At 65.0% G+C, this 20,261-nt stretch carries 18 protein-coding genes; 8 read left to right on the top strand and 10 right to left on the bottom strand.

Features of this window, described 5'->3' with window-relative positions:
• Positions 1-39: 39 nt before the first annotated feature.
• Together BR24_RS12865 and BR24_RS12860 are read right to left on the bottom strand one after the other, a co-directional pair.
• Positions 40-813, bottom strand: a complete 774-nt coding sequence (locus BR24_RS12865) for a DUF362 domain-containing protein (protein WP_496541886.1) — start codon at positions 811-813, stop codon at positions 40-42.
• Positions 810-1,682, bottom strand: a complete 873-nt coding sequence (locus tag BR24_RS12860; RefSeq protein ID WP_496541885.1) for a PHP domain-containing protein — start codon at positions 1,680-1,682, stop codon at positions 810-812. The genes BR24_RS12865 and BR24_RS12860 overlap by 4 nt, the downstream gene beginning before the upstream one ends.
• Positions 1,683-1,801: 119 nt before the next feature.
• On the opposite strand from BR24_RS12860, the gene BR24_RS12855 reads away from it, so the two are divergent.
• The 5 genes from BR24_RS12855 (at position 1,802) to BR24_RS12835 (ending at position 4,514) form a co-directional block, all read left to right on the top strand.
• Complete coding sequence (locus BR24_RS12855) at positions 1,802-2,761, top strand: chemotaxis protein (protein ID WP_496541884.1); 960 nt, start codon at positions 1,802-1,804, stop codon at positions 2,759-2,761.
• Between the two features lie 66 nt (positions 2,762-2,827).
• Positions 2,828-3,016: a Trm112 family protein gene (locus BR24_RS12850; RefSeq protein ID WP_496541883.1), complete on the top strand. Its 189-nt coding sequence runs from the start codon at positions 2,828-2,830 to the stop codon at positions 3,014-3,016.
• A 151-nt stretch (positions 3,017-3,167) separates the two neighbouring features.
• Complete coding sequence (locus tag BR24_RS12845) at positions 3,168-3,578, top strand: Hsp20/alpha crystallin family protein (protein ID WP_496541882.1); 411 nt, start codon at positions 3,168-3,170, stop codon at positions 3,576-3,578.
• Positions 3,579-3,589: 11 nt separating this feature from the next.
• Positions 3,590-3,955 (top strand): Hsp20/alpha crystallin family protein, encoded by a 366-nt coding sequence (locus BR24_RS12840; RefSeq protein WP_496541881.1) that lies wholly within the window; start codon positions 3,590-3,592, stop codon positions 3,953-3,955.
• Between the two features lie 124 nt (positions 3,956-4,079).
• On the top strand, positions 4,080-4,514 hold the full coding sequence (locus BR24_RS12835) for an arsenate reductase ArsC (RefSeq protein WP_496541880.1): 435 nt from the start codon (positions 4,080-4,082) through the stop codon (positions 4,512-4,514).
• Positions 4,515-4,528: 14 nt separating this feature from the next.
• Here BR24_RS12835 and BR24_RS12830 read toward each other — a convergent pair whose 3' ends face one another.
• From BR24_RS12830 to BR24_RS12820, 3 genes are all read right to left on the bottom strand, one after another.
• Positions 4,529-5,191 carry a response regulator gene (locus BR24_RS12830; RefSeq protein ID WP_496541879.1) on the bottom strand — a complete coding sequence of 221 codons (663 nt, stop codon included), beginning with the start codon at positions 5,189-5,191 and terminating at the stop codon, positions 4,529-4,531.
• A gap of 4 nt (positions 5,192-5,195) precedes the next feature.
• Positions 5,196-8,351, bottom strand: a complete 3,156-nt coding sequence (locus tag BR24_RS12825) for a PAS domain S-box protein (protein ID WP_496541878.1) — start codon at positions 8,349-8,351, stop codon at positions 5,196-5,198.
• A gap of 69 nt (positions 8,352-8,420) precedes the next feature.
• On the bottom strand, positions 8,421-9,911 hold the full coding sequence (locus BR24_RS12820) for a hypothetical protein (RefSeq protein ID WP_496541877.1): 1,491 nt from the start codon (positions 9,909-9,911) through the stop codon (positions 8,421-8,423).
• A 148-nt stretch (positions 9,912-10,059) separates the two neighbouring features.
• Here BR24_RS12820 and BR24_RS12815 point away from each other — a divergent pair, with 148 nt between their 5' ends.
• Positions 10,060-13,350, top strand: a complete 3,291-nt coding sequence (locus BR24_RS12815) for an ATP-binding protein (protein ID WP_496541876.1) — start codon at positions 10,060-10,062, stop codon at positions 13,348-13,350.
• An 89-nt stretch (positions 13,351-13,439) separates the two neighbouring features.
• On the top strand, positions 13,440-14,117 hold the full coding sequence (locus BR24_RS12810; protein WP_496541875.1) for a CBS and ACT domain-containing protein: 678 nt from the start codon (positions 13,440-13,442) through the stop codon (positions 14,115-14,117).
• Between the two features lies 1 nt (position 14,118).
• Here BR24_RS12810 and BR24_RS12805 read toward each other — a convergent pair whose 3' ends face one another.
• Together BR24_RS12805 and BR24_RS12800 are read right to left on the bottom strand one after the other, a co-directional pair.
• Positions 14,119-14,496 (bottom strand): response regulator, encoded by a 378-nt coding sequence (locus BR24_RS12805; protein ID WP_496541874.1) that lies wholly within the window; start codon positions 14,494-14,496, stop codon positions 14,119-14,121.
• Complete coding sequence (locus tag BR24_RS12800; protein ID WP_496541873.1) at positions 14,493-16,919, bottom strand: PAS domain-containing hybrid sensor histidine kinase/response regulator; 2,427 nt, start codon at positions 16,917-16,919, stop codon at positions 14,493-14,495. Before BR24_RS12800 ends, BR24_RS12805 begins: the two co-directional genes overlap by 4 nt.
• Before the next feature lie 118 nt (positions 16,920-17,037).
• Between BR24_RS12800 and BR24_RS12795 the strand changes: the two genes are divergently transcribed.
• Positions 17,038-17,907: a radical SAM protein gene (locus tag BR24_RS12795; protein ID WP_496541872.1), complete on the top strand. Its 870-nt coding sequence runs from the start codon at positions 17,038-17,040 to the stop codon at positions 17,905-17,907.
• On the opposite strand, the gene BR24_RS12790 is transcribed toward BR24_RS12795, so the two are convergent.
• From BR24_RS12790 to BR24_RS12780, 3 genes are all read right to left on the bottom strand, one after another.
• On the bottom strand, positions 17,904-18,494 hold the full coding sequence (locus tag BR24_RS12790) for a hypothetical protein (RefSeq protein WP_496541871.1): 591 nt from the start codon (positions 18,492-18,494) through the stop codon (positions 17,904-17,906). The genes BR24_RS12795 and BR24_RS12790 overlap by 4 nt on opposite strands.
• 7 nt (positions 18,495-18,501) lie before the next feature.
• Positions 18,502-19,761 (bottom strand): EAL and HDOD domain-containing protein, encoded by a 1,260-nt coding sequence (locus BR24_RS12785; RefSeq protein WP_496541870.1) that lies wholly within the window; start codon positions 19,759-19,761, stop codon positions 18,502-18,504.
• 165 nt (positions 19,762-19,926) lie between these two features.
• A complete protein-coding gene (locus tag BR24_RS12780; protein ID WP_496541869.1) occupies positions 19,927-20,109 on the bottom strand; it encodes a hypothetical protein in 183 nt (60 codons plus the stop codon).
• Positions 20,110-20,261: the final 152 nt, after the last annotated feature.

The raw sequence follows: 20,261 nt of genomic DNA, 5'->3' as shown, positions 1-20,261 counted from the left end.
GAAACGAACGGCCGGGGGCGAACGCCTTCGGCCGTTTTTTTATGGCATGTCGCGCAGGTGGGCCATGTCGCGCCAGTTCTTGCCGAGCAGTGCGGCGGCCTCGCGGTCGCAGGCGAAGGCGTCGGTCCCGGCGATGATTTTTCCGGCCGGCGGGGAGAGGGTCGGCCCTCCGAGGTGGTAGTCGGCAAGCCCCACGCTGGCGTCCATGAGAGTGAAGGCGGGCATGACGTACCGGCACAGGTCGGTCACGGAGGCCTGCATCCGGCGGTGGAACACGGCCTTTTTCCAGCTGCCCCCCGCGCCGGAATAGCGTGAGGGCGGCGGAAAGCCCATCATGTTTTTGAGGCTTCCGGTAATGCCCGCGAGAGAGTGTGCCTTGAGCACCGGGAGCGAGACGATGGCGTGGGTGAAGGCCATCTCAGGCAGCTCCATTTCGGGAAAGACGGTGCAGTCGGGGTTGCTCCGGGTCACGGTGGGGGCGGTGTTCAGGTCCACGAGCTCGACGCCCTCCCGGCGGGCCATGTCCTCGTAGCCGAGCCTGCGGAAGACTTCCGGCGTCTCAAGCGAGCATGAGCCGCAGCCTTCCGCGATCACTACCTGAGCATCCAGTCGGCCGCGAAGCCAGCGGACGATCTCGGCGCAGAATTCGGGCCGCGTGGTCACGGGAAAGGGCGAGTCGTTCACGAGGTTGGGCTTGAGCAGCAGGGCGTCGCGACCGCGCAGCGCTTCGGCGGCCCCGGAAGCCTCAAGGGCGGCCGGAACCGACTCTGCGTCGGAGATATGATCCAGAACGAGGCAGGCTTTCGGGGTCATGGCCGCTCCGTTACCCAGAGCCCCTTTTCCGATCGGTAGCGCTTCAGGGTCTCGAGCACGCTGTAGGGGACGTCCACGTCGCCCCGGCCGGTGCCGAGCTTGACCAGCGGCTTGACCTCGCCGTGAAAGTCGGACCCGCCGCTGCGCATCAGCGAGAGCCTGTCAGCCATCTCGCCGTAGGCCGCCCGCTGCTGGGAGGTGTGCTCGGTGTAGTCCACCTCTATGGCCTCCAGTCCGTTGTCGCGAAGGTGCGTGCAGAGCTGTTCGAGACGTTTCATGCTCATGCCCAGAATGTAGGGGTGCGCCAAGACCGAGGTGGCGCCCACCTTGTGCAGCGTCTCGATGGCCTGCTCCGGGCTGAGCTTGCGCTTCGGCACGTATGCCTTGCCCCGCTCGCCCAGCCACTCGCGAAAGGCCTGCTCCGGATTGGAGACCACGCCTAGCGCCACCAGCTCCTGCGCGAAGTGCGGCCTGCCAATGGTCCCGGCGGCGCGCTCGGCCACCTTGTCGTAGGTGATGGAGATGCCGTTACGGCGCAGCTTTTCCACTATTTCATGGTTGCGCTCGTAGCGTCCCTTCTGCAGCCACTCGAATGCGTCGAGCAGTTCTTGCGGCTCGGACGGGACCCATAGCCCCACGATGTGCAGCCACCCCGACCCCTGCGGGGAGGTGGTGCTGAGTTCGCAGCCCGGGATGACCTCGACGCCGAAACGTTTGCCGGCCTCAAGGGCCTCCTCTATGCCGTCCACCGTGTCATGGTCGGTGACGGCCACGGCCTCCAGCCCGACGCCGGCGGCGTGCTCCACAAGCTGGGCCGGGGTCAGCGTGCCGTCCGACGCGGTGGTGTGTGTATGCAGATCAATGCTCATGGCGTGACGGTATCACGTATCAACGTCACGGAAAAGTGGCCCTTTCTGCGAGAATAATTGCCTGAAAAAAAGCAATGGCGTAGTGAGGGCGTGTAGGCAATTCAAACCATGGAGGCGTCATGGCCGAGAAATCCAAGAGGGAAATCCTGCTGGAAACCGGTACCAACGAGCTCGAAATATTGGAATTCTGCATAGATGAAGAGCTGGACGGCAAGCCGGTCCGCAGCTATTTCGGGGTCAATGTGGCCAAGGTCATGCAGGTTATCGAGAGCCCCGATCTGGAGCCGCCGGAGTCCGCCCCGCACGAGTGCTATCTGGGCACGATTCCTCTGCGCGGGCACATCCTTCCTGTGCTCGACCTGGCCATCTGGCTCGGCATGGACCGCAAGCCCGGGCCGGACGACGTGGTCATTGTCACGGAGTTCAGCCAGACCGTGACGGGGTTCCTCGTCTCGGGCGTCACCGAGATCCACCGCGTGGGCTGGAGCGAGGTCATTCCGTCGCAGGGCCTGCTGGGCAGCCTCGACGCGGACACCATCATCGGGCTGGTGGACATTCAGGAGCACTTCATACAGCTGCTGGACCTCGAGCATATCATTTCCGACCTCGACCCCAGCTCCGGCGTGGCGGCATGGACGGCCGAAGTGCAGGCGCAGGGTGCTCCCAAGGCGCTGGTGGCGGACGATTCCGCGACCATCCGCGCCATGCTTCGCAACAATCTGGAAGCGGCCAACTTCCTGACCCGCGTGGTGCACACCGGTGAGGACGCCCTCAAGGAGCTGCATCAGATGAAGGAACAGGCGGAGAGCGAGGGGCGGCCCATCACCGACTTCGTGAACATCGTCATTTCGGACATCGAGATGCCGCGCATGGACGGGTTCACCCTGACCAAGAACATCAAGGAGGACGATGAGCTGGGCGACCTGCCCGTCATCCTGTACTCCTCCATCATTACCGACGAGTTGCGCCACAAGGGCGACTCCGTCCGGGCGGACGCGCAGGTCTCCAAGCCGGACATGGACCAGATGGCGGGCATCGCCATCGAGCTGCTCGGCGGCAAGACGCAGGTTTCCACCTAGGGGATGTTGCCCAACGCGGAGCAAGGGTGTATGCAGACCCGATCATCCCGCAAGGAGGAAGAACCCATGAGTCTGAAAAAGGAACTGCTCGAAGTTCTCGCCTGCCCCGTATGCAAGGGCGGCGTTGAGCCGGTGGACGCGCAGAAGGGCCTCAAGTGCCCCGCATGCAAGGTCGTCTACCCCGTTCGCAACGATATTCCCATCATGCTGCCGGACCAATCCGTGCCCGAGAAGGACTGGACCGGCAAGGCGTAACAGCCCCGGCTCCGGCGAGCGAATTCGAATCCCCCGGCACAGTGTGCCGGGGGATTTTCTTTTTCTCCACATTTTTTCGCCTTCAGCCTGTTGACAGATTCGCTGTAATGGCTAGTTAAGCGAATAGACAAACAGCAGGAGGTTTTTAGTCATGGTACTGGACTTCAACACCTTCCAGACTCTTCCCAATCTCGATAAACTGTTCGAGGAAATGGTTCGCCCCCGGCTCGGGGACACCCGCAGGCTGGGCTATCCGCCCCTGAATCTCAGCAGCGACGACGACAGCGTCCATGTACGCGCCGAGATCCCCGGCATGAACATGGACGACATTGAGCTGACGCTCACGGACAAGACGCTGGTGATCAAGGGTGAGCGCACCGCCCCCACGGGCCGCTACTTCAGGCAGGAGCGTCCGGCGGGAGTTTTCCACAGGGTGGTCAACCTGAACGTGCCGGTGGACCGGGACAACGTTCGCGCAACCATGAAGGACGGCGTGCTTTCCGTGGTGCTTCCCAAGGCTGCGGAGACCCGGCCCAAGCGCATCGAGATCGGTGCCGAGTAAAGGAGGACGCCATGAACGATACCGTTATGAAGAACGAAGAGCGCAAAATGCCCGTATATCGTCCGGCCACGGATATCCTGGAGCGCGAGGACGGGTTCTACATCTTCATGGACCTGCCCGGCGTGTCCAAGGAAAGCCTGTGCATCGACCTCGAAGAGGACGAGCTTTCGGTCAGCGGCCGCAAAACCGTGTCGGGCGAAGGCGAGCGGTATGCCGAGATGCAGTTCGGCGGCGGCGAGTTTCGCCAGACCGTTTCCCTTTCCGACATCGTGGACCGCGAGGGTATTCAGGCCAACCTCAGCAACGGCGTGCTTGAAATTCATTTGCCCAGAGCGGAGAGCTTCAAGCCCCGCCGCATTGAGATAACCGAGGGCTAGCCACGGCCCCTCTCCTTCCCATTCCCTTGAAAGCCCCCGCTGTCATCCGACGGCGGGGCTTTTTCGGCTGGAAACGAAATTGTAACAGATTGTGTGTATGATCGTGTAAAAAAGGAGACCGAGCGTGGACAGGATACTCTTCATATGCGTGCACAACAGCGGCCGGAGCCAGATGGCCGAAGCCTACATGAACGAACTCTCCGAAGGTCGATACAAGGCCGAGAGCGCCGGATTCGAGCCGACGGCCCTGTTGCCGCAGGTGGTCGAGGTCATGCGGGAGGACGGCATCGACATCTCGGACAGGAAAGCGGACAGCGTGTTCGACTTCTACCGCGAGGGGCGCCTGTACAGCGCGGTGGTCACCGTCTGCGACGATCAGGACGAGTCGCAATGCCCGGTTTTCCCCGGCGTTACCTACCGCGAGCACTGGCCGTTTCCGGATCCGGAGCGGATCGAGGGTGAAGGCGAGCGCGCAAGGCAGGAACTGCGCGACATCCGCGACGCCATCAAGGACCGGATCAAGGACTTCATCATCCGCATGGACGCCGCCCGGGACTGATCCGTGGACGCCGTTTACGTGGCCCAGGACTCCAGATCGATGAGCCCGATGCGGGCCGCGTAGCGGATGAGCTCCACCGGGCTGTTCAGCTTCAGCTTTTTCATGAGGTTGGCGCGGTGGTTCTCAACGGTCTTGGGGCTGATGTAGAGCTGCTGGGCGATCTCCCGGGTGGAGAACCCCTCTGCCAACAGGCGCAGCACCTCCTGCTCCCGAGAGGTGAGCGAGGAGTATGGGTCCTTGCCCGCGTTGCGGTCGTTCTTGTTGTTGAGCAGCCGGAAGACGACTTCGCGCGAGAGGCTGCTGTCCAGAAACATTTCCCCCTGGCTCACCTCGTCCAGACATCGCAGCAGCTGGGAGGCGGCGGACTCCTTGACCATGTAGCCGGAAGCGCCGGCGGTGAAGGCTTCCACGATGTAGTCCGCTTCGGAGTACATGCTGATGATGATGAACTTCATGTCCTCATAATCCTTGGCAGCCTCGCGGATGAACTGGATGCCGTTCATGCTGGGCATGGAAATGTCCACCAGCGCGATCTCCGGCGTGTGCTCCCGCACCTTCTCCAAACCTTCCTTGCCGTTTCCGGCCTCGGCCACCACCGAATACTTGTTCGAGCGGTCGATGATGGTTTTGAGTCCCTCCCTGAAGAGCGGATGGTCGTCGACGATCATGAGTTTCATTGCGTTACCTCTTGCAGGCCGCGCCGGGCAGCTTCACCACGACCCTCGTACCGGCGCCCGGCCGTGAATGGATGGTGGTTTCGCCCCCCAGCAGGCGGCTTCGTTCCTGAATGCTGCGAAGGCCGATGCAGCAGTCCGCAAGGCCTTCGCCCGAGGAATCCGGGCAGTCGAACCCCTTGCCCTGATCCTCGATGCGGATGATTACGTCGGGGTGCGCCGCGACGATGCGTACAACGGCGCTTTCGGCCTCAGCGTGCCGTGCTATGTTGTCCAGTGATTCCTGAATGATGCGGTATATTGCCGTGGACGCTTCCAGCTCGAAGTCCATGCGGTCCAGGCCGCTGAAGGAGCAGTCCACCCGGACGGCGTTACGGCTGGAGAAGTCGTCGCACAGGCGCTGCACCGCGGACTGAAGCCCGAGCTGGCGCAGGCCGGAAGGGTGCAGGCCGTAGGCGATCTCGCGGACGCTGGACACGCTGTTGCGGAGCACCTCCGAGGCCTGCATGCCGCCGATCTTCGGGGCGGCCTGCGGGTCGGCGGACTCCAGCGTCTCGATGGCCATGAGGGCCGAGGAAAGATCCTGCGCCACCTGATCGTGCAGCTCGCGCGAAATTCTTCTGCGCTCAGACTCCTGCGCGGTGAAGAGCCGCTTGGTCAGCGAACGGATCTGCTCCCGGGCGCTATGGCGTTCGGTGATGTCGCGAGAGTAGAAGGCCATGCGCCGCAGCTCCCCGGACTCGTTGCGCACCGGGTAGAGACTGTTTTCAAAGGTGCGCCCCTCGTGGGTTTCCTCGTAGAGGGCGGCCTCGCCGGAGCGCATGACGGTCTTGGCGGTGCGCGCAAGGCGTGCCCCGGCCTCGCGGGGAAGGATGTCGGTCAGGCGGCGATGTTTGAGCTCGTCCGGCGTCAGCCCGAAAAGGTGGGTGGAAATGGCGTTGCTGGCGAGCACCGTGAACTCCTCGTCCAGCAGGCAGGTGAAGTCTGGCGAGGCGTCCAGCAGGGCCTTGAAAGACAGGCGGCTCTCGTCGAGCAGCTCCTGTGTTTCGGCGCGCTCGGCCATCTCCGCCTTGAGCCGTTCGTTCACGCTGTGCAGCTCAGCGGTCCGCGCAGTGACGCGGTCCTCCATCTCCCCGTGCGCCAGCAGCAGCTCCCGCTCCAGAATCTTGTGGCCGGTGACGTCCGAAAGGATGTACATGAGCGCGGGCCGCCCCTGCCAGCCCAGCTCCTTTCTTGCCAGCGTCACCCAGCGCAGCTCGCGCTCGGCCGCAAAAATCCTGAAGACTTCGGGATAGCTGTCGGGCGCCTCGCTGGACTCCAGCCAGCTCTCGAGGCCCGCGCGGTCCTCGGGGTGGACGCTTTCCAGAACCCGGCTCGACGAGTCCGGCAGCTCTTCAAGCCCCCAGATGCGCCTGAAGGCGTTGTTGGCGAACAGGAGGCTGTCGTCCTGTGAGACCGCGACCCCTTCGCTGGAGTTGTCCACCAGCGTGCGGTAGCGCCGCTCGCTCTCCTGAAGGGCTCGTTCGGCTTCATGGCGCGGGGTGAGGTCGTGGAATGACGCCAGAACCCGTTCCATGTTCGCGGAGAACTCCTTCGGAATGCAGACCTGCATCAGCGTCCAGCGGAGATTGCCGGAGAGGGTGCGCAGCGGCACTTCGCGGGAGAAATGGGTCTCGCCGCCGGCAATGCACTCCGCCGCTTCGGCAAGCGGACCCAGCGCCTCGTCGGGGACGAGATCGTTCACATTGCCGAGAAGCGCCTTCTTGTCGGGGGCCTCCATGAGCTCCAGCGTGGCTCGGTTTACGTCCAGAATCCGGACGTTTGCGAGGACCTCTCGAAGTTTTTCGGGCCGCTCGCGCAGAAAGCCGGCGATGTCGCGCACGCCGTCCGCTGCCAGTTCGTCGAAGATGCTCTTGACCTCGGAGCAGTCCTCCTCCCAGAGGGAAATGGGGCTCTCTTCAAAAAGGGAATGGTAGCGGCTTTCGCTCTCGTACAGGTGGTCCAGCACATGCCGCCTGCGGGTGACGTCCCGGGCAAGGCCCAGCAGCATGGTCTCGTCGTTGCGCCGCACCGCGCCGGTGCCGTGGATGCTGATCCAGCGCCTGCCCATGTGCGGGTGGTCGTAGGGAAGCTCGACGGTCTGCGGGTCGGTGCCCGAGTCGCGGCAGCTCTCCAGCCATGTGGAGAGCAGCTCGTCGTACTCGTCGGCGAAGATGCTTTGCAGCGGTTTTCCTGCAAGTCCGGACGGGTGCAGCCCGAGAATCCGCTCCGAGGCCGGGCTGGCGTAGATGATCCGGCCTTCGGCGTCGGCGCACCACAGGGCGTCGGCCATGTTGTCCGCGAGAAAGCGCAGGCTCTCGGTGGACTGCTCAACGGCCATCTGGGTGTGCCTGCGGGCGGTGACGTCTGTGGCCACGCCCTCCATGGCGACGGCGGTGCCGGATTCGTCGCGGACAAAGCCTATGCGGGCCTCGATCCAGCGGAGAGAGCCGTCCTTGTGGTGCAGGGGAAACAGGTATACCGGGCGGCGCATGCCGCGGCGAATGTCGCGCCAGTCGCGTTCCAGCGCGGGCAGGTCGCCCTCGGGGACCACTTCGTGGAGCAGTGACGGCGTGTCCTTGAAGTCTGCGACCGGGCGGCCGGTGAGCGCCTCGCAGCTCTCGCTGAGATGTTCGATGCGGCCTTCGGGCAGGCTGATGCGGAAGAGCAGGTCCGCGTCGCTCTCGGCCTGCAGCCGCAGGAAGCGCTCGCTGGTGTGCAGCCGCTGGCTGGTGCGGACGTGGTCCGAGGCGTCGAACATGCTGGACCAGGCGAAGGAGATGCGGCCGAGGGAGTCGCGCAGAGGATCGAAGCGCGCCCAGACGTGCCGCTTGGCCGTCTTGCCGGTGCGCACGAGGTATTCGCCCTCCCAGCTGTCCCCGCGCAGGATGGCCGGGCGGATGGCCTCGTGAAACAGGGTGCGGGTCTGGGGCGGGAGCCGGTCTTCGGGCACCTTGGCGCACCGCGACTTCCGCGACTCGCAATAGAAGTCGCGAAATGCCTGGTTCACGAATATCGGCCGAAGATCAAGCGACCGGATGGCCATGGGTGCGCGCGATGTCTCCACCACGCTCCTGAGCAGGCTGTCCGGCGCAGAGTCCGCAGTCATGGCTTGCTTCGTCACTGGGTGTCCTCTTTTCCGTCCCACGCAAGCCATACCTCAAACCGGCCCGCACTGGAAGACCGATATTTGCTATTGCGCCGAAATCCGGGCAATCCATTTCGCCGCCACGGAGGCGTCCGCCGCGCCGAACGGCAGCACCCACGAGCCGGACTCCTCCGAGCTGCCCAGCGGAATCGCGTTGTCACGCGGGGACTTGCGGACGGTGATCGGCAGTCCTCCCTGCCGCAGACGGTGAAGGGTCTCCCATAGCGGGCCGTAGCCGTTTCCGCGCTGGGGAAAAATCCAGAGCGAAGGAACGTCCAGTTTTCGGAGGGCGGCCGCGTCCGGGAGAGCTTCAGGCGCCCTCGCTTCGGTGAAGACCACGGCGACGAAGGCGGCCTCGCGTATGGTCGCGGCGTCCACTGCGGCGCGCGCGGCACCGTCTATCGCGACGTATCCCGCGCAGTCACAGCGGGCGGGGTGTTTCCTTCGCAGGTACGCGAGCGTGCGGTGGGCGTCTTCGGTCAGGCCGTCCGGAATGGGCTCCCCCCCGCCGACGCAGCCGCGGGGCACGAACGCCGCTGCCGCGATCCCCCCGGCAGCGAGGGCGCGCGCCGCGGCGGTGGAGGCTTCCAGAGGCATGCAGCCGCCGTCATGGACCAGCACGGCGAGCGGTCCCGTTTCGCCGTCGGGCAATACAAGGGCGGCACGAAGCCGCACGCCGTGGCAGGGAACACTCAGTTCCTGTTCCTCGAAATGGATTTTGCCGGGAAACAGGGCCTTGGTGTCGTCGTCGGGCATGTAGATGAAGCGCTCGATCCGGTCGTCTCGGGCGAGGAAGGTCACGCTGCCGGTCACCGGCTCGTCCTCGGTGAGGGACGGGCCGATGGTGTAGATGTACTTGTTGAATTTCTTGAGGCGGCGCAGCGTGCCTGCGGCGGAATCGTAGAGCAGGAACCGCCCGTATTCGGTTTCGCGGGCGTCGATGACGGTGACGTGCCGCCCCCCGGGCGTCACGAAGCTGCCGGCGTACTCGCGGCTGGAGTGCGAGTAGACCGCGCCCATGAGCGAGCCGCCGAAGCGCCCCTCGTGTCCGCGATGAGCCAGACCGTCCGGTGATCCGACCCGGATGACCCGCCGCCCCTGCGCATCGAACTCGGGCGCGGGTTCCGTAGCGTCGGGAGGGTCGGGGGCCGCACCGGGGCGCGGGGGCGGTTCGGGAGCGGGAGGCTCGCTCTCCGCATCAGCGGGCAGCGGCCGGTCCGGGATGGTCTCGAACGGCTGAGGCGGCGCGGGGATGGAGGCTTCCGCCTGAGCCTCGTCGACAGGCGCGGCAGCCGGGGAAGGCGTCGTCGGTTCGGCAGGGGGTGGGGGCGACTCGTTCCGGGGCGTTTCCGGTTCGGCAGTTTCGGGCGGGCTCGGAGCGTTCGGCGACGCTGGGGACGGCTCCAGCCGGGTCAGGTCGACCCTGAGCGTCTCCTCCGCCGCATGAGGGAAGCGCGTTCCGGCGATCAGCAGGAAGACCGCTGCGGCGTGAAGCAGCAGGGAAAGGAAGAGGCTGGCGGCACGGGCGAATCTCATGAAGGGTCCCCCACGGGAAAAAGGTACTCCTGTGTAGGGGAATGCGCAAGGCGCCCGGAACATGGAAATTGCCCGGCGCGGAAACTGCTGATAGGATTTGCCCCATGATGCAGTCGAATCCCATATCCGCCTCCCGGCAGGGGAGGGCATGACCGTGGCCGCAGGGTTTTATCTTTTGGGAGGCCCCGAATTCCTCTCCCGCGCACGGGAGCTTGTCCGCGGCGCGGGCCAGGAGGTGCTTGGCGAGCCCTCCTCTGTTGCGGAAGCGGAAGCCCGGGGAGGCTGTCTGCTCGTGGATGCGGGAGCCTCCGCCCTGTCCGAAGCCGCCGCCCGCGGACCGTGCGTCGCCCTTGCCGGCGACTGGGACCGCGCGCGCGAGGCCATGCGGCGCGGCGCGCACGACGCCTGTCTCGGGGAAGACGGCTCTGAAGGGCTGCTGCGAGCGGCGTGGCGGGCCGAGCGCGCATGGGATCGCGAAAGGGACCGGGCGGAGGAGGAGCGTACCGCCCGGCTCATGGACCGCATCGCGCCTTTCGGTTCGTGGGATTACGACGCGGCCTCGGGGCGGGAGCGGTTCTGTCCCCGTGCCTGCGCCATGCTTGGGCTTGACCCCGCCACCCCCAGCCCCGGCGCGGTGCTCAGGCGCATGATGGACCCCGACGATCTGCCGTCGATGGAGTCCGGCATACGGCAGGGGCTCCGTCGCGGGCGGCTGCTGGACGTCTGCTTCAAGGTCAACCTCGCCGACGGGCGCACGAAATATCTGCGGCTTCACGCCGAGCCCCGTTACGCGCAGGGCGACAGGCCCGCCGGGCTTCGGGGCGTGCTGCTGGACAACTCCGAGACGTATCGGGCCGAGGCCGGACTGGAGCGCAGCCGCGCACAGCTTCTTGAGGCGCAGATGGTGGCCCGCATCGGCAGCTGGGAGATGGGGCCGGACCGCGAAGTCCTCTGGTCGGAGGGGCTGCAGCGCATTCTTGAGTGCGACGCCTCCGATCTCGCGGGCGGGTTCGACGGCATGCGCCGCTTCGTGCACCCTGAGGACAGGGACATTTTCGATCAGGCCAACCGGGCCGTCATGGACGGCTGGCCGCTGGATTTCGAGTATCGCGTCCACACCGCGGGCGGCGAGCTGCGCTTTCTGCAGGTGCACCGCCGCGTGGAGCTGAACGCATCGGGCAAGGTCGCCCGCGCTTTCGGCATTGCCCGCGACATCACCTCCCAGAAGCGCTTCGAGCAGGCGCTGGAAAAGCGCGACTCCATCCTGCAGGGCGTGAGCGAGGCCGCCAGCCGCTTTCTGCGGGAGAAGGGCTGGGAGGAGGAGATAGCAGGGATCATCCGGCACATGGGGCGCTCCGCCAAGGCGGATACGGCGTATGTCATGCGCAACCATGAAGACCGCGAGGGCCGCATGGTCTCTTCGCTGATCCACGAGTGGTCCGCGCCCGGACTGACCAGCCTCGCGTCGTTGCCCGAGTTGCAGGAGGTTCCCTTCGAGCCGCGTTTTTCGCGTTGGCGTGAACGACTGAGCAAGGGCCGGGCCGTGGTCGGCAGCGTCGGCGACATGCCCGGCCAGGAGCGGGAGTTCTTCGAACAGCTCGGGATCCGGTCCGTCGTGGCCGTACCCGTTCTGACCGCCGACGGCCTATGGGGATTCCTCGGCCTCGTGGCCAGAAAGGAGGACCGGGAGTGGCTCTCCGTGGAGACGGACGCCCTGCACATGGCCGCGGACATCTTCGGCAGCGCGGTGGTGCGCGGCCGGATGGAGCAGGAGCTGATGGCGGCGAACACGGCGGCCGAGGAGGCCAAGGTGGTCGCCGAAGAGGCCAGCAAGGCCAAGAGCCGGTTCCTCGCCAACATGAGCCACGAGATCCGCACCCCCATCAGCGGCATCATGGGGCTGACCGAGATGACCATCACCACGGGCCTCAAGCCGGAGCAGCGGCAGAATCTGGACATGATCCGCGACGCGGCCCGGTCGCTTCTCAACATCATCAACGACGTGCTCGACCTCTCCAAGATAGAGGCCGACAAGATGCGCCTTTCCCCCGAGGATTTCGACGTGCGCAGAACCCTGAGCCGCGTGGTCAACCCGCACGAGGCCGAGGCCGCCGCCAAGGGGGTTGAGCTGACCCTGCACGTGGGCGACTCGGTGCCCGCCCGGCTGCGCGGCGACAGGGAGCGGCTCGGGCAAGTCGTCCGGAACCTGTTGAGCAACGCCGTGAAGTTCACCGACAAGGGGCACGTGGAGATAAGCGTGGAGGCGCGGCCCGGACCTGATTCGGCGACGCGGCTGCTGTTCCGGGTGGAGGACACCGGACCGGGCATCTCCGAAGAGCAGCAGGAGAGCATTTTCGAGAGCTTCACGCAGGCCGACGCGTCCTCCGGAAAGCGGCATCAGGGCACGGGGCTGGGGCTCGCCATCTGCCGGGAGCTCGTGGAGATGATGCGGGGCGGCATATCGGTGACGAGCGAACCCGGGCGCGGCGCGGAGTTCCGTTTCGACGTGCTGCTGGACGAGGCCGCACAGGAGGCGGCCCAGGACGACTCCCGGCATGACGCGGTTTCCGGCGCGTTCAACCTCAGGCTGCTGCTGGTGGAGGACAACCCGCTCAACCAGAAGTTCCTGACGCACTTTTTGACCATGTTCGGTCACGAGGTTGAGGTGGCGGGCGACGGACGTCAGGCGCTGGAGGCGCTCAGGCGCTCCGGGGACCCTTTCGACCTCGTGCTCATGGACATCCAGATGCCGGAGATGGACGGCATGGAGGCCACCCGCGTCATCAGGAACTCCGACGGCAGGCGCTACGACCCCGCGATCCCCATCATCGCCCTGACCGCCTACGCCATGAAGGGGGACAGGGACAGGATACTGGAGGCGGGAATGAACGACTACGTCACCAAGCCCGTGGACATGGAGAAGCTCTCTGCGGCCATTGCCCGCAACGCCGCCCGGCGCAGGCGCGGCCCAGCGGCGAACATCTCGTGCACGCCGCCCCCGGGCGTGGCCCCCCCGGCGAGGCGGCGGGACCCGGTGGCGGCGACAGGAACGCTCGGCGGCTCTGCTCCGGAAGCGTTCGGGCTCGACGTGGAGACCCTTGAGCGGCGCTTTCAGGGCAACGAGGACCTGCTCAGGGAGATTCTGGACATCTTCCTGCGCGAGGCGGACCTGAAGAGCGCGGAGCTGCGCAGGGCCATGCAGGAGCGCGACGCACGCACCTGCGCCGCCACCCTGCATGCGATCGCCAACCTCGTGAGCCATGTTCATGCGCTGAAAACCATGGAACGGGCGCGGCAGCTGGAGCTGTTCGTCATGGACCTGGAGGAGGCGGACGCCCCGGAAGAGTCAGTTCGCGAGGCGTATTCCCGCGTCTCGGACCTCCTCGGGGAGTTCGCCGAGATCGTGGTGGCGGTGTCGGAGCACAGGAAAACGCTCTAGGCGGCTGGGCCGATGCGTATTGTTTTGCTTTTTTTCCGGTATGCGAATACGATAAAGACGAATCCGAGAATTGTCGGGCAGGAGGATCTATGCTGGTCAGAGAATGGATGACGAAAAACGTGCTGACGCTGGGTTTGGATTCGACGGTGCTTGATGCGGCCGAGATTCTGCATCGCAAGAACATCCGTCAGTTCCCTGTTGTGGACCGGGACGGGATGCTGGTGGGGATCGTGTCGGACCGCGACGTGCGCGACGCCATGCCGTCCAAGTTCCTGCCCTGCGACAATGCCGAGGTGACGGGCGGCGGCCTCGCCTCGCTGCGGGCCTCGGACATCATGACGCTGGAGCCCATCACGGTGTCCTCAACGTCCTGCATGGACTCCGTTGCCGAGCAGATCGTGCGCCACAGGATCGGCGGGATACCGGTGGTGGACGACGGCAGGCTGGTGGGGATCATCACGCAGGCGGACGTCATGCGCTTTCTCAGCGCCGCCACAGGCTCGGTCCGGGGTGGCGCGCAGTTCGCGTTCCGGCTGGAGGCCAAGCCCGGCCCGCTGGCGGAGCTGCTCAACGAGCTGCGCAGGGCCGGCATCCAGTTCACCAGCGTGTTCACCTCCTACGACACCGCGGAGCCCGGATTCCGCAACGCCTACGTGCGCGTGGCCGACATGGGCGACTGTTCCGCGGAGACGCTCGTGGACAAGCTACAGCTCAAGTTCAAGGTGCTCTACTACGTCAACGAAGGCGTGACCGTGGACTTCAGCTGACTCAGCTCTCGTCCTCTTCCAGCGTTCGGCGGACGGTCTCCACGAGTTTTCTGGTGTTGATGGGCTTGGTGAACGTGTCCACCACGTCGTAAACCTTGGCGAGCTCGACGATGGCCTCCGGATTGAACGCCTCGCCCCCCGATATGGCTATGAACTTCGGGGGGCGTTCCATGCTCACCATCTCCCCCATGACCTGAAGGCCGCCCTTCTTGGGCAGAAAGATGTCGATGATGCTCAGGTCTATCTCGTGCTCATTGTAGGCGTTCACGGCTTCCTCGCCGTCGGCCGCCAGCACGACATTGTATCCTTCCGCTTCGAGCACGTTCTGAATGAGTTCCCGGATCATGGGGGCGTCGTCTACGACCAATATCGTCTTCATGCGGATTCATCCTCCGAGGTTTGCTCGTCGTTGTCGTTCTTGGCGGCGGTGATCTCGCGCATGGCCGTGGCCAGCTCCTCGCGCAGGATTTCAAGGGATTCGCCCGCGGCCGCCATCTCGCCCTTGCCGCACTGGTACTCCATCTGTTCGGCCACGGAGCCTGCGGAGACGGCTCCGACGGTGCGCGCGGCGCTCTTGATGGAGTGGGCGTATCCCTTGGCTCCGGCCGCGTCTCCGTCGCGCATGGCGTTTTCCAGCCGGGCGAGGTCTTCGGGCACGTCGCGCAGAAAAATGTCGTCCATCATGGACAGCAGGTCGATTCGCCCGTCGAGCAGTTGCAGGGCGCTTTCGCGGTCGAAGGCGTGCTGCTGGGGCTTTTCGTGCAGTTTTTCCCCGCTCTCCTGCGCGCCGCCTGTATTGAAATAGGTGTTTGCGATGCAGCGCAGGAGCTCCCTGACCCGGATGGGCTTCGACACATATCCGTCCATGCCCGCGTCGAGGAAGCGCTGCCGGTCGCCCTTGAGGGCGTGAGCGGTGAGGGCGATGACCGGTATCTGCGGATTGAGCACGCCGCTGCCGAGCGTCCGGATGGCCCGGGTGGCGCTGACGCCGTCCATGATGGGCATCTGCACGTCCATGAGCACGAGGTCGAAGCGCGCCGCGCGCAGCAGGTCCAGCACCTCCTGCCCGTTCTCCACCGGCGTCACGTCGTGACCGTTCTCCCGCAGCACCGTGGCCGCAAGCTGGCGGTTCAGGCGGTTGTCGTCCGCCAGCAGGATGCTCAGTCTCGGCAGTTCCGGCAGCGGGCCGTCGTCGGGCTCCTCGTCTTCGCCTATGGACGGCAGGAACTTGGCCGTGAAGCTGAAGGCGCTGCCCCTGCCCTCTTCGCTCTCCACGTGGAAGCTGCCGTGCATCAGGTCCACCAACAGCCTGCTGATGGCCAGCCCGAGGCCGGTCCCTCCGTGCTTGCGGGTGATGGAGTCGTCGGCCTGCAGAAAACTCTCGAAGATGGCGTGCCGTTTGTTCTCGGGGATGCCGATGCCGGTGTCCTCCACGACGAAGCGCAGGGTTGCGGATTCGTCCGGATTAATCTCCTCGGCGCGCACTCGCACTGAGATGCTGCCCTTGGGCGTGAACTTCACCGCGTTGCCGATGAGATTCACCAGTATCTGCCGCAGGCGCGACGGGTCCCCGCGCAGCCGCTCGGGGACATCCTCGTCCACGGCGAGGCTCAGGGCGAGGTCTTTCTCCTTTGCCGCGGGCTTCTGCATCTCCACGGCCCCGGCGGCCACCTTGCGCGGGCTGAAGTCCACGGACTCGAGGGAGAGCTTCTGAGCCTCGATCTTGGAAAAGTCGAGGATGTCGTTGATGACCGTGAGCAGGGAGGTCCCCGCCTCCAGCACGTTCTCCAGATATTCTCGGCGGGTCGCCGAGTCCTCGGCCTTGAGCGCCAGTTCGGTCATGCCGATGATGGCGTTGAGCGGCGTGCGCACTTCGTGGCTCATGTTGGCGAGGAACTTGGACTTGGCATTGGCCGCGTCGTCGGCCTTCTTCTTGGCCTTGACCAGGTTGATGCTCTTGGCCCGCAGCTGCTGGTTGGCCTTCTCCAACTGCTCGGTGCGCTCGAGGACGCGCTCCTCCAGCTTGTCGCGAGCCTCGCGCAGGGCGTCCTCGGCCTCCTTGCGGGCCGTGATGTCGATGCCTAGCCCCATGACCATGCGCTGGCCGGAGCTGTCCGTCATGGGGCTGTACTGGATGTGGAAGGTCTGGCCGTTGGGCGCGGTCCAGTCCTTTTCCACCGACCTGTCGTGGGCCATGGCCTCCCGCGGGGGGCAGAATCCGCAGCTCTCGTCGTCTTCCTCGTTGTCGCAGCGGATGAGGTTTCGGCACGTCAGCCCCTTGGGGCTGCCGAAGAGCTTGCGGAAATAGCGGTTCGCGTAGCGGATGGTGTCGTCGGGGTACAGGTGGAACACGAGTCCCGGCAGGGATTCCATGAAGAATATCTGCCGCTGCTGCTCGCGCCGCAGGTCCTCGTCGGTCTGGCGGATGGTGGTCATGTCCCGCGAGCAGATGGCTACCCGCAGGTTTCCGCGGGTGTCCTCGCCGATGGGGACCACGGTGTGGACGTAGGACCGCCCGTTGATGTCCTCCTCGAAACGCGACTGGCGTCCCTGCCTTGCTGCCTCGCGCACGCGCTCCTTGCGGTTGGTGATGAGCTCTTCGGGCAGCAGCTCGTACAGGTTGTGACGCAGCAGCTCTTCGGGCTCGGCGAAGTTGAACATCTGCGCGGCCTGCTGATTGGCGGCAAGGATGGATCCCTGTCCGCCGAGGATCATGGCGGGTTCGGGGCACGCCGTGAGAAGCGCGTGGGTCGCCGTGTCCAGCGAGACGTATGAGGCAGGCGGGTGCTGCTGGGTATTCACATCGAACCTCTGCGGAAAAGATTGTCCATCCTGAAATTCTTATGCAATCGAGCCACGAGCGTCAATGAGAGATGGCTCGGCGATTGTCTTTCGCCGCGGCGGCGGGCATACTCGGGGCATGGAACATCAGGGAACCGTGATCCGGCCGCCGTCCGAGGGCGACAGCATCCTGATTCAGGCCACGCTGGGGTGCTCCCACGGCAGATGCGCCTTCTGCGGCGCGTACAGGGACAAACCGTTTTCCGTGCGCCCGTTCGAGGCTGTGCTGGAGGACCTGCGCTGGGCGTCGCGCAACATGCCCCGGCACAAAAGGCTCTTCTTCTGTGACGGCGACGTGCTGGCGCTGCCGACACATCGGCTCATGGAGCTGTTGGCAGCTGTCCGGGAGCTCCTGCCGCAGGTGAGGCGGGTGGCGATGTACGCCTCCGCCCGCAACCTTCGCGGCAAGTCGCCGCAGGACCTGCGAGAGCTCCGCGATGCCGGGCTGCGCATGGTCTACATGGGGCTTGAGTCAGGCAGCGAACCAGTGCTGGAGCGCATGAACAAGGGCAGCACCGTGACCGAGATCGTGGCCGCCGGACAGAAGGCGGTGGACGCCGGCCTGAAGCTCAACGTCACCGTGCTCAACGGGCTGGGCGGAACCGGGATGTGGGAGCGCCACGCCCGGGAGACGGGCAGGGCGCTGTGCGAAATGCGCCCGCATCAGGCCGCGGCTCTGACCCTCATGCCGATTCCGGGCACGCCGCTGGACGAGGACATCCGCGCCGGGCGGTTCCGGATGCCGGACGCGCGGGGCATGCTGCGGGAGCTTCACGCCATGGTGGAGGAGATGGAGGGCTTTCGCGGGCTGCTTCTGGCAAACCACGCCTCGAACCACGCGCCGTTCAGGGCAAGGATGCCTTCGGACCGGGAGCGTGTGCTGGCATCGCTGGCGCGGGCTCTGGAAGGGCGCGAAGCCCTGCGCCCGGAGTGGTCCCGAGGGCTTTAGCGGAAGATGCCCGAAAGGGCTTCCAGGAGCGTCTCTTCAAGGTCGTCCCGACATTTCTCGAACGCACAGTCCACGTCCCTGCCGCAGGCGAGTGAGCCGCTGCGGCTCATGATGCTGCGCACCGACGAACCCTCGCGGCGTCCCACTGCCAGCTCCAGAACGCCCGAGCACTGGGAGCGCGGGATGGACTCCAGCGCCTTGGACCAGACGAAGATGCGGCTGGGAAAGAGCGGCAGGCCGCCCTCGTTGGCCGGCAGCGGATAGCGCAGGTCGCTTTTCGCGGCCGCCTCCTGCGCTAGCCGGGGATGCAGGCAGGCCAACCGCACGTTGACCACGAAATCCGATGATCCTCCGGGCGCGTAGCGGTAGTCGCGGGCGGCAACGTCGGCGATGGCGGCTTTCTCCAGCCGCACCACCGGCGCCTCCACCTCCTTGAGCCCCCCGTATTCGTTCTGGACGAAGGTCCGTATCCGAATGTCGAAGGAGCTTCCCGGTGCGATCGGGGAGTCGTCGGCGGCCGCGTTCACGCACAGCAGGGGCAGGCAAGTCAGAGCGAGAAGAAGCGCTGCCCGTACCCTGCGAGCCATGGCGGGCCTACTGGGCCTTTTCCTTGCCCGCGCATGTGCCGCCGAAGAACGTGTCGGCCCAGGTGAAGGCGTGCTGGTAGCTGATGGCCACGGTGCCGGGCTGCAGGTCGATGGACCGAGCGATGCGTCCGACCTCGTCCCAGTTCGAGTTCTCGATGGACGAGGCGAGTTCGAGCCACGGCGTCAGCCTGTTGGGGGTGCCGCCGAGGGCTTCCTTGACCTCGGCGTCGATGGGCAGGTGCTTGAGGGCTTCCTTCATGGGGATGTCCAGCAGCGCGTCCAGCAGGGAGAACAGGCCCAGCATGAACAGCTTGTCGGAGACCTCGTCGTGTCCGCCGCCGAGCGCCGCGGTCTCGAAGAGTTTGGCCCTGTGGGCGGAGATGTACGCCAGCTCGCGCCCGCGCTCCGTGGTGTTCATGTCCGTGAGGATGACCAGCCGCACCCAGTTCCGGATGGGGCGCCACCCGGTGAGCACCACGGCCTGCTTGATGGACTTGATGGTGGTGGTGAAGCTGAAGTTGGCGGAGTTCAGAAAGGCCAGCAGCCGGTAGCTGATGGCGACGTCCGCTTCGATGGCGTCCGTGAGGGCGTCGAAATCCGGCTCTTCCTTTTCGATGAGGTCGAACAGCTTGAGCCGCGTGATCTCGCTGGAAGTGATCTTGCGTCCGGCGACGGTCTCGGGCTGCTTGAAGAAGTAGCCGTGAAAGAGGTTGAATCCCGCTTCCCGGGCCTGCGTCATGGCCTCGGGCGTCTCCACTCGTTTGGCCAGGAGCTGGCCGATACCCATGTGACGGGCGCTCGCGGCGATCTCGGTAAGCCGGGCCTGGTCCTTTCCGTTGACGTCGACGATGGCCATGTCGGCCACGGTGTCGAGCGGGCAGGCCACGCAGGGGTCGTAGTTGTCCACCGCCACGAGGTGGCCTTCCGCGCGCAGCGTCTCCAGCATGTCCAGCAGGCCGTCCTGCGGGTACGGGTCGCGCTCCATTATGACCACCGCCGAACCCGGCTGCAGCACGTGGGTGATGCCGCGCTCGAGAATCTCGGGGGTGAAGTGGATGAGCACTTTGTCCCGCACGGTTTCTTCACTGGAGCAGAGAGGGAGGTTGGAGAGCACCTCCAGCGTCGCCTCCGAGCAGTCGGAGATATCCGCCGAGGTGGCCTCGATGCTGTTGCGGAAAAGCAGAAGGTGGCCCCAGATTTTCATCTTCTCGGTGAAAACGGGCTGACGGGCGATAAAGATGTTCTGGTAGGTCTCGGTGGAACTCACGGCACTTGCTCCGGGTGGATATTCATTTTTGTAGAATATGCACTGATGGTTATGACTCGTCAACGTAAGGAAAGTGTTTTGCCCTCTGACATATCGTGATCGTGAGCAAGTGTCCGAAAGCATTTTTCGTGAACGGACAAAACTTGTTCTCGTGGTGTTTGCTTCTCATGCAGGAGTCTTTTCCGGCTCTGTGGCGGTCTTCCGGGGCCGCTGCTCCGAATGGCTGGAGCGTCGGGCGGTTTCGGCAGGCGCAACGGCCGAGGAGACTGCGACCCCGGCATCCAGCAGGTCTTTCCGCCGGGGAAGCCTGCCCTCCTCGTCGGGGAGTATGAATACCACTTCCAGCATGGATTGTCCTCCGTGGAAAAAAGGTTGAACGAATAAATATAGCAGGAGTGGTATTGTATATTGGAAACAGGGTTTCGTGTCTATGTGTTTTTGTAAATTGTCCTATAGATTCGCCTGTTTGCGGTGCCTTTTGCCTCTCGCGTATACTATCC

The sequence above is a fragment of the Pseudodesulfovibrio halophilus DSM 5663 genome (genome assembly GCF_059568665.1).
This window is presented reverse-complemented; position numbering and strand designations above follow the sequence as displayed.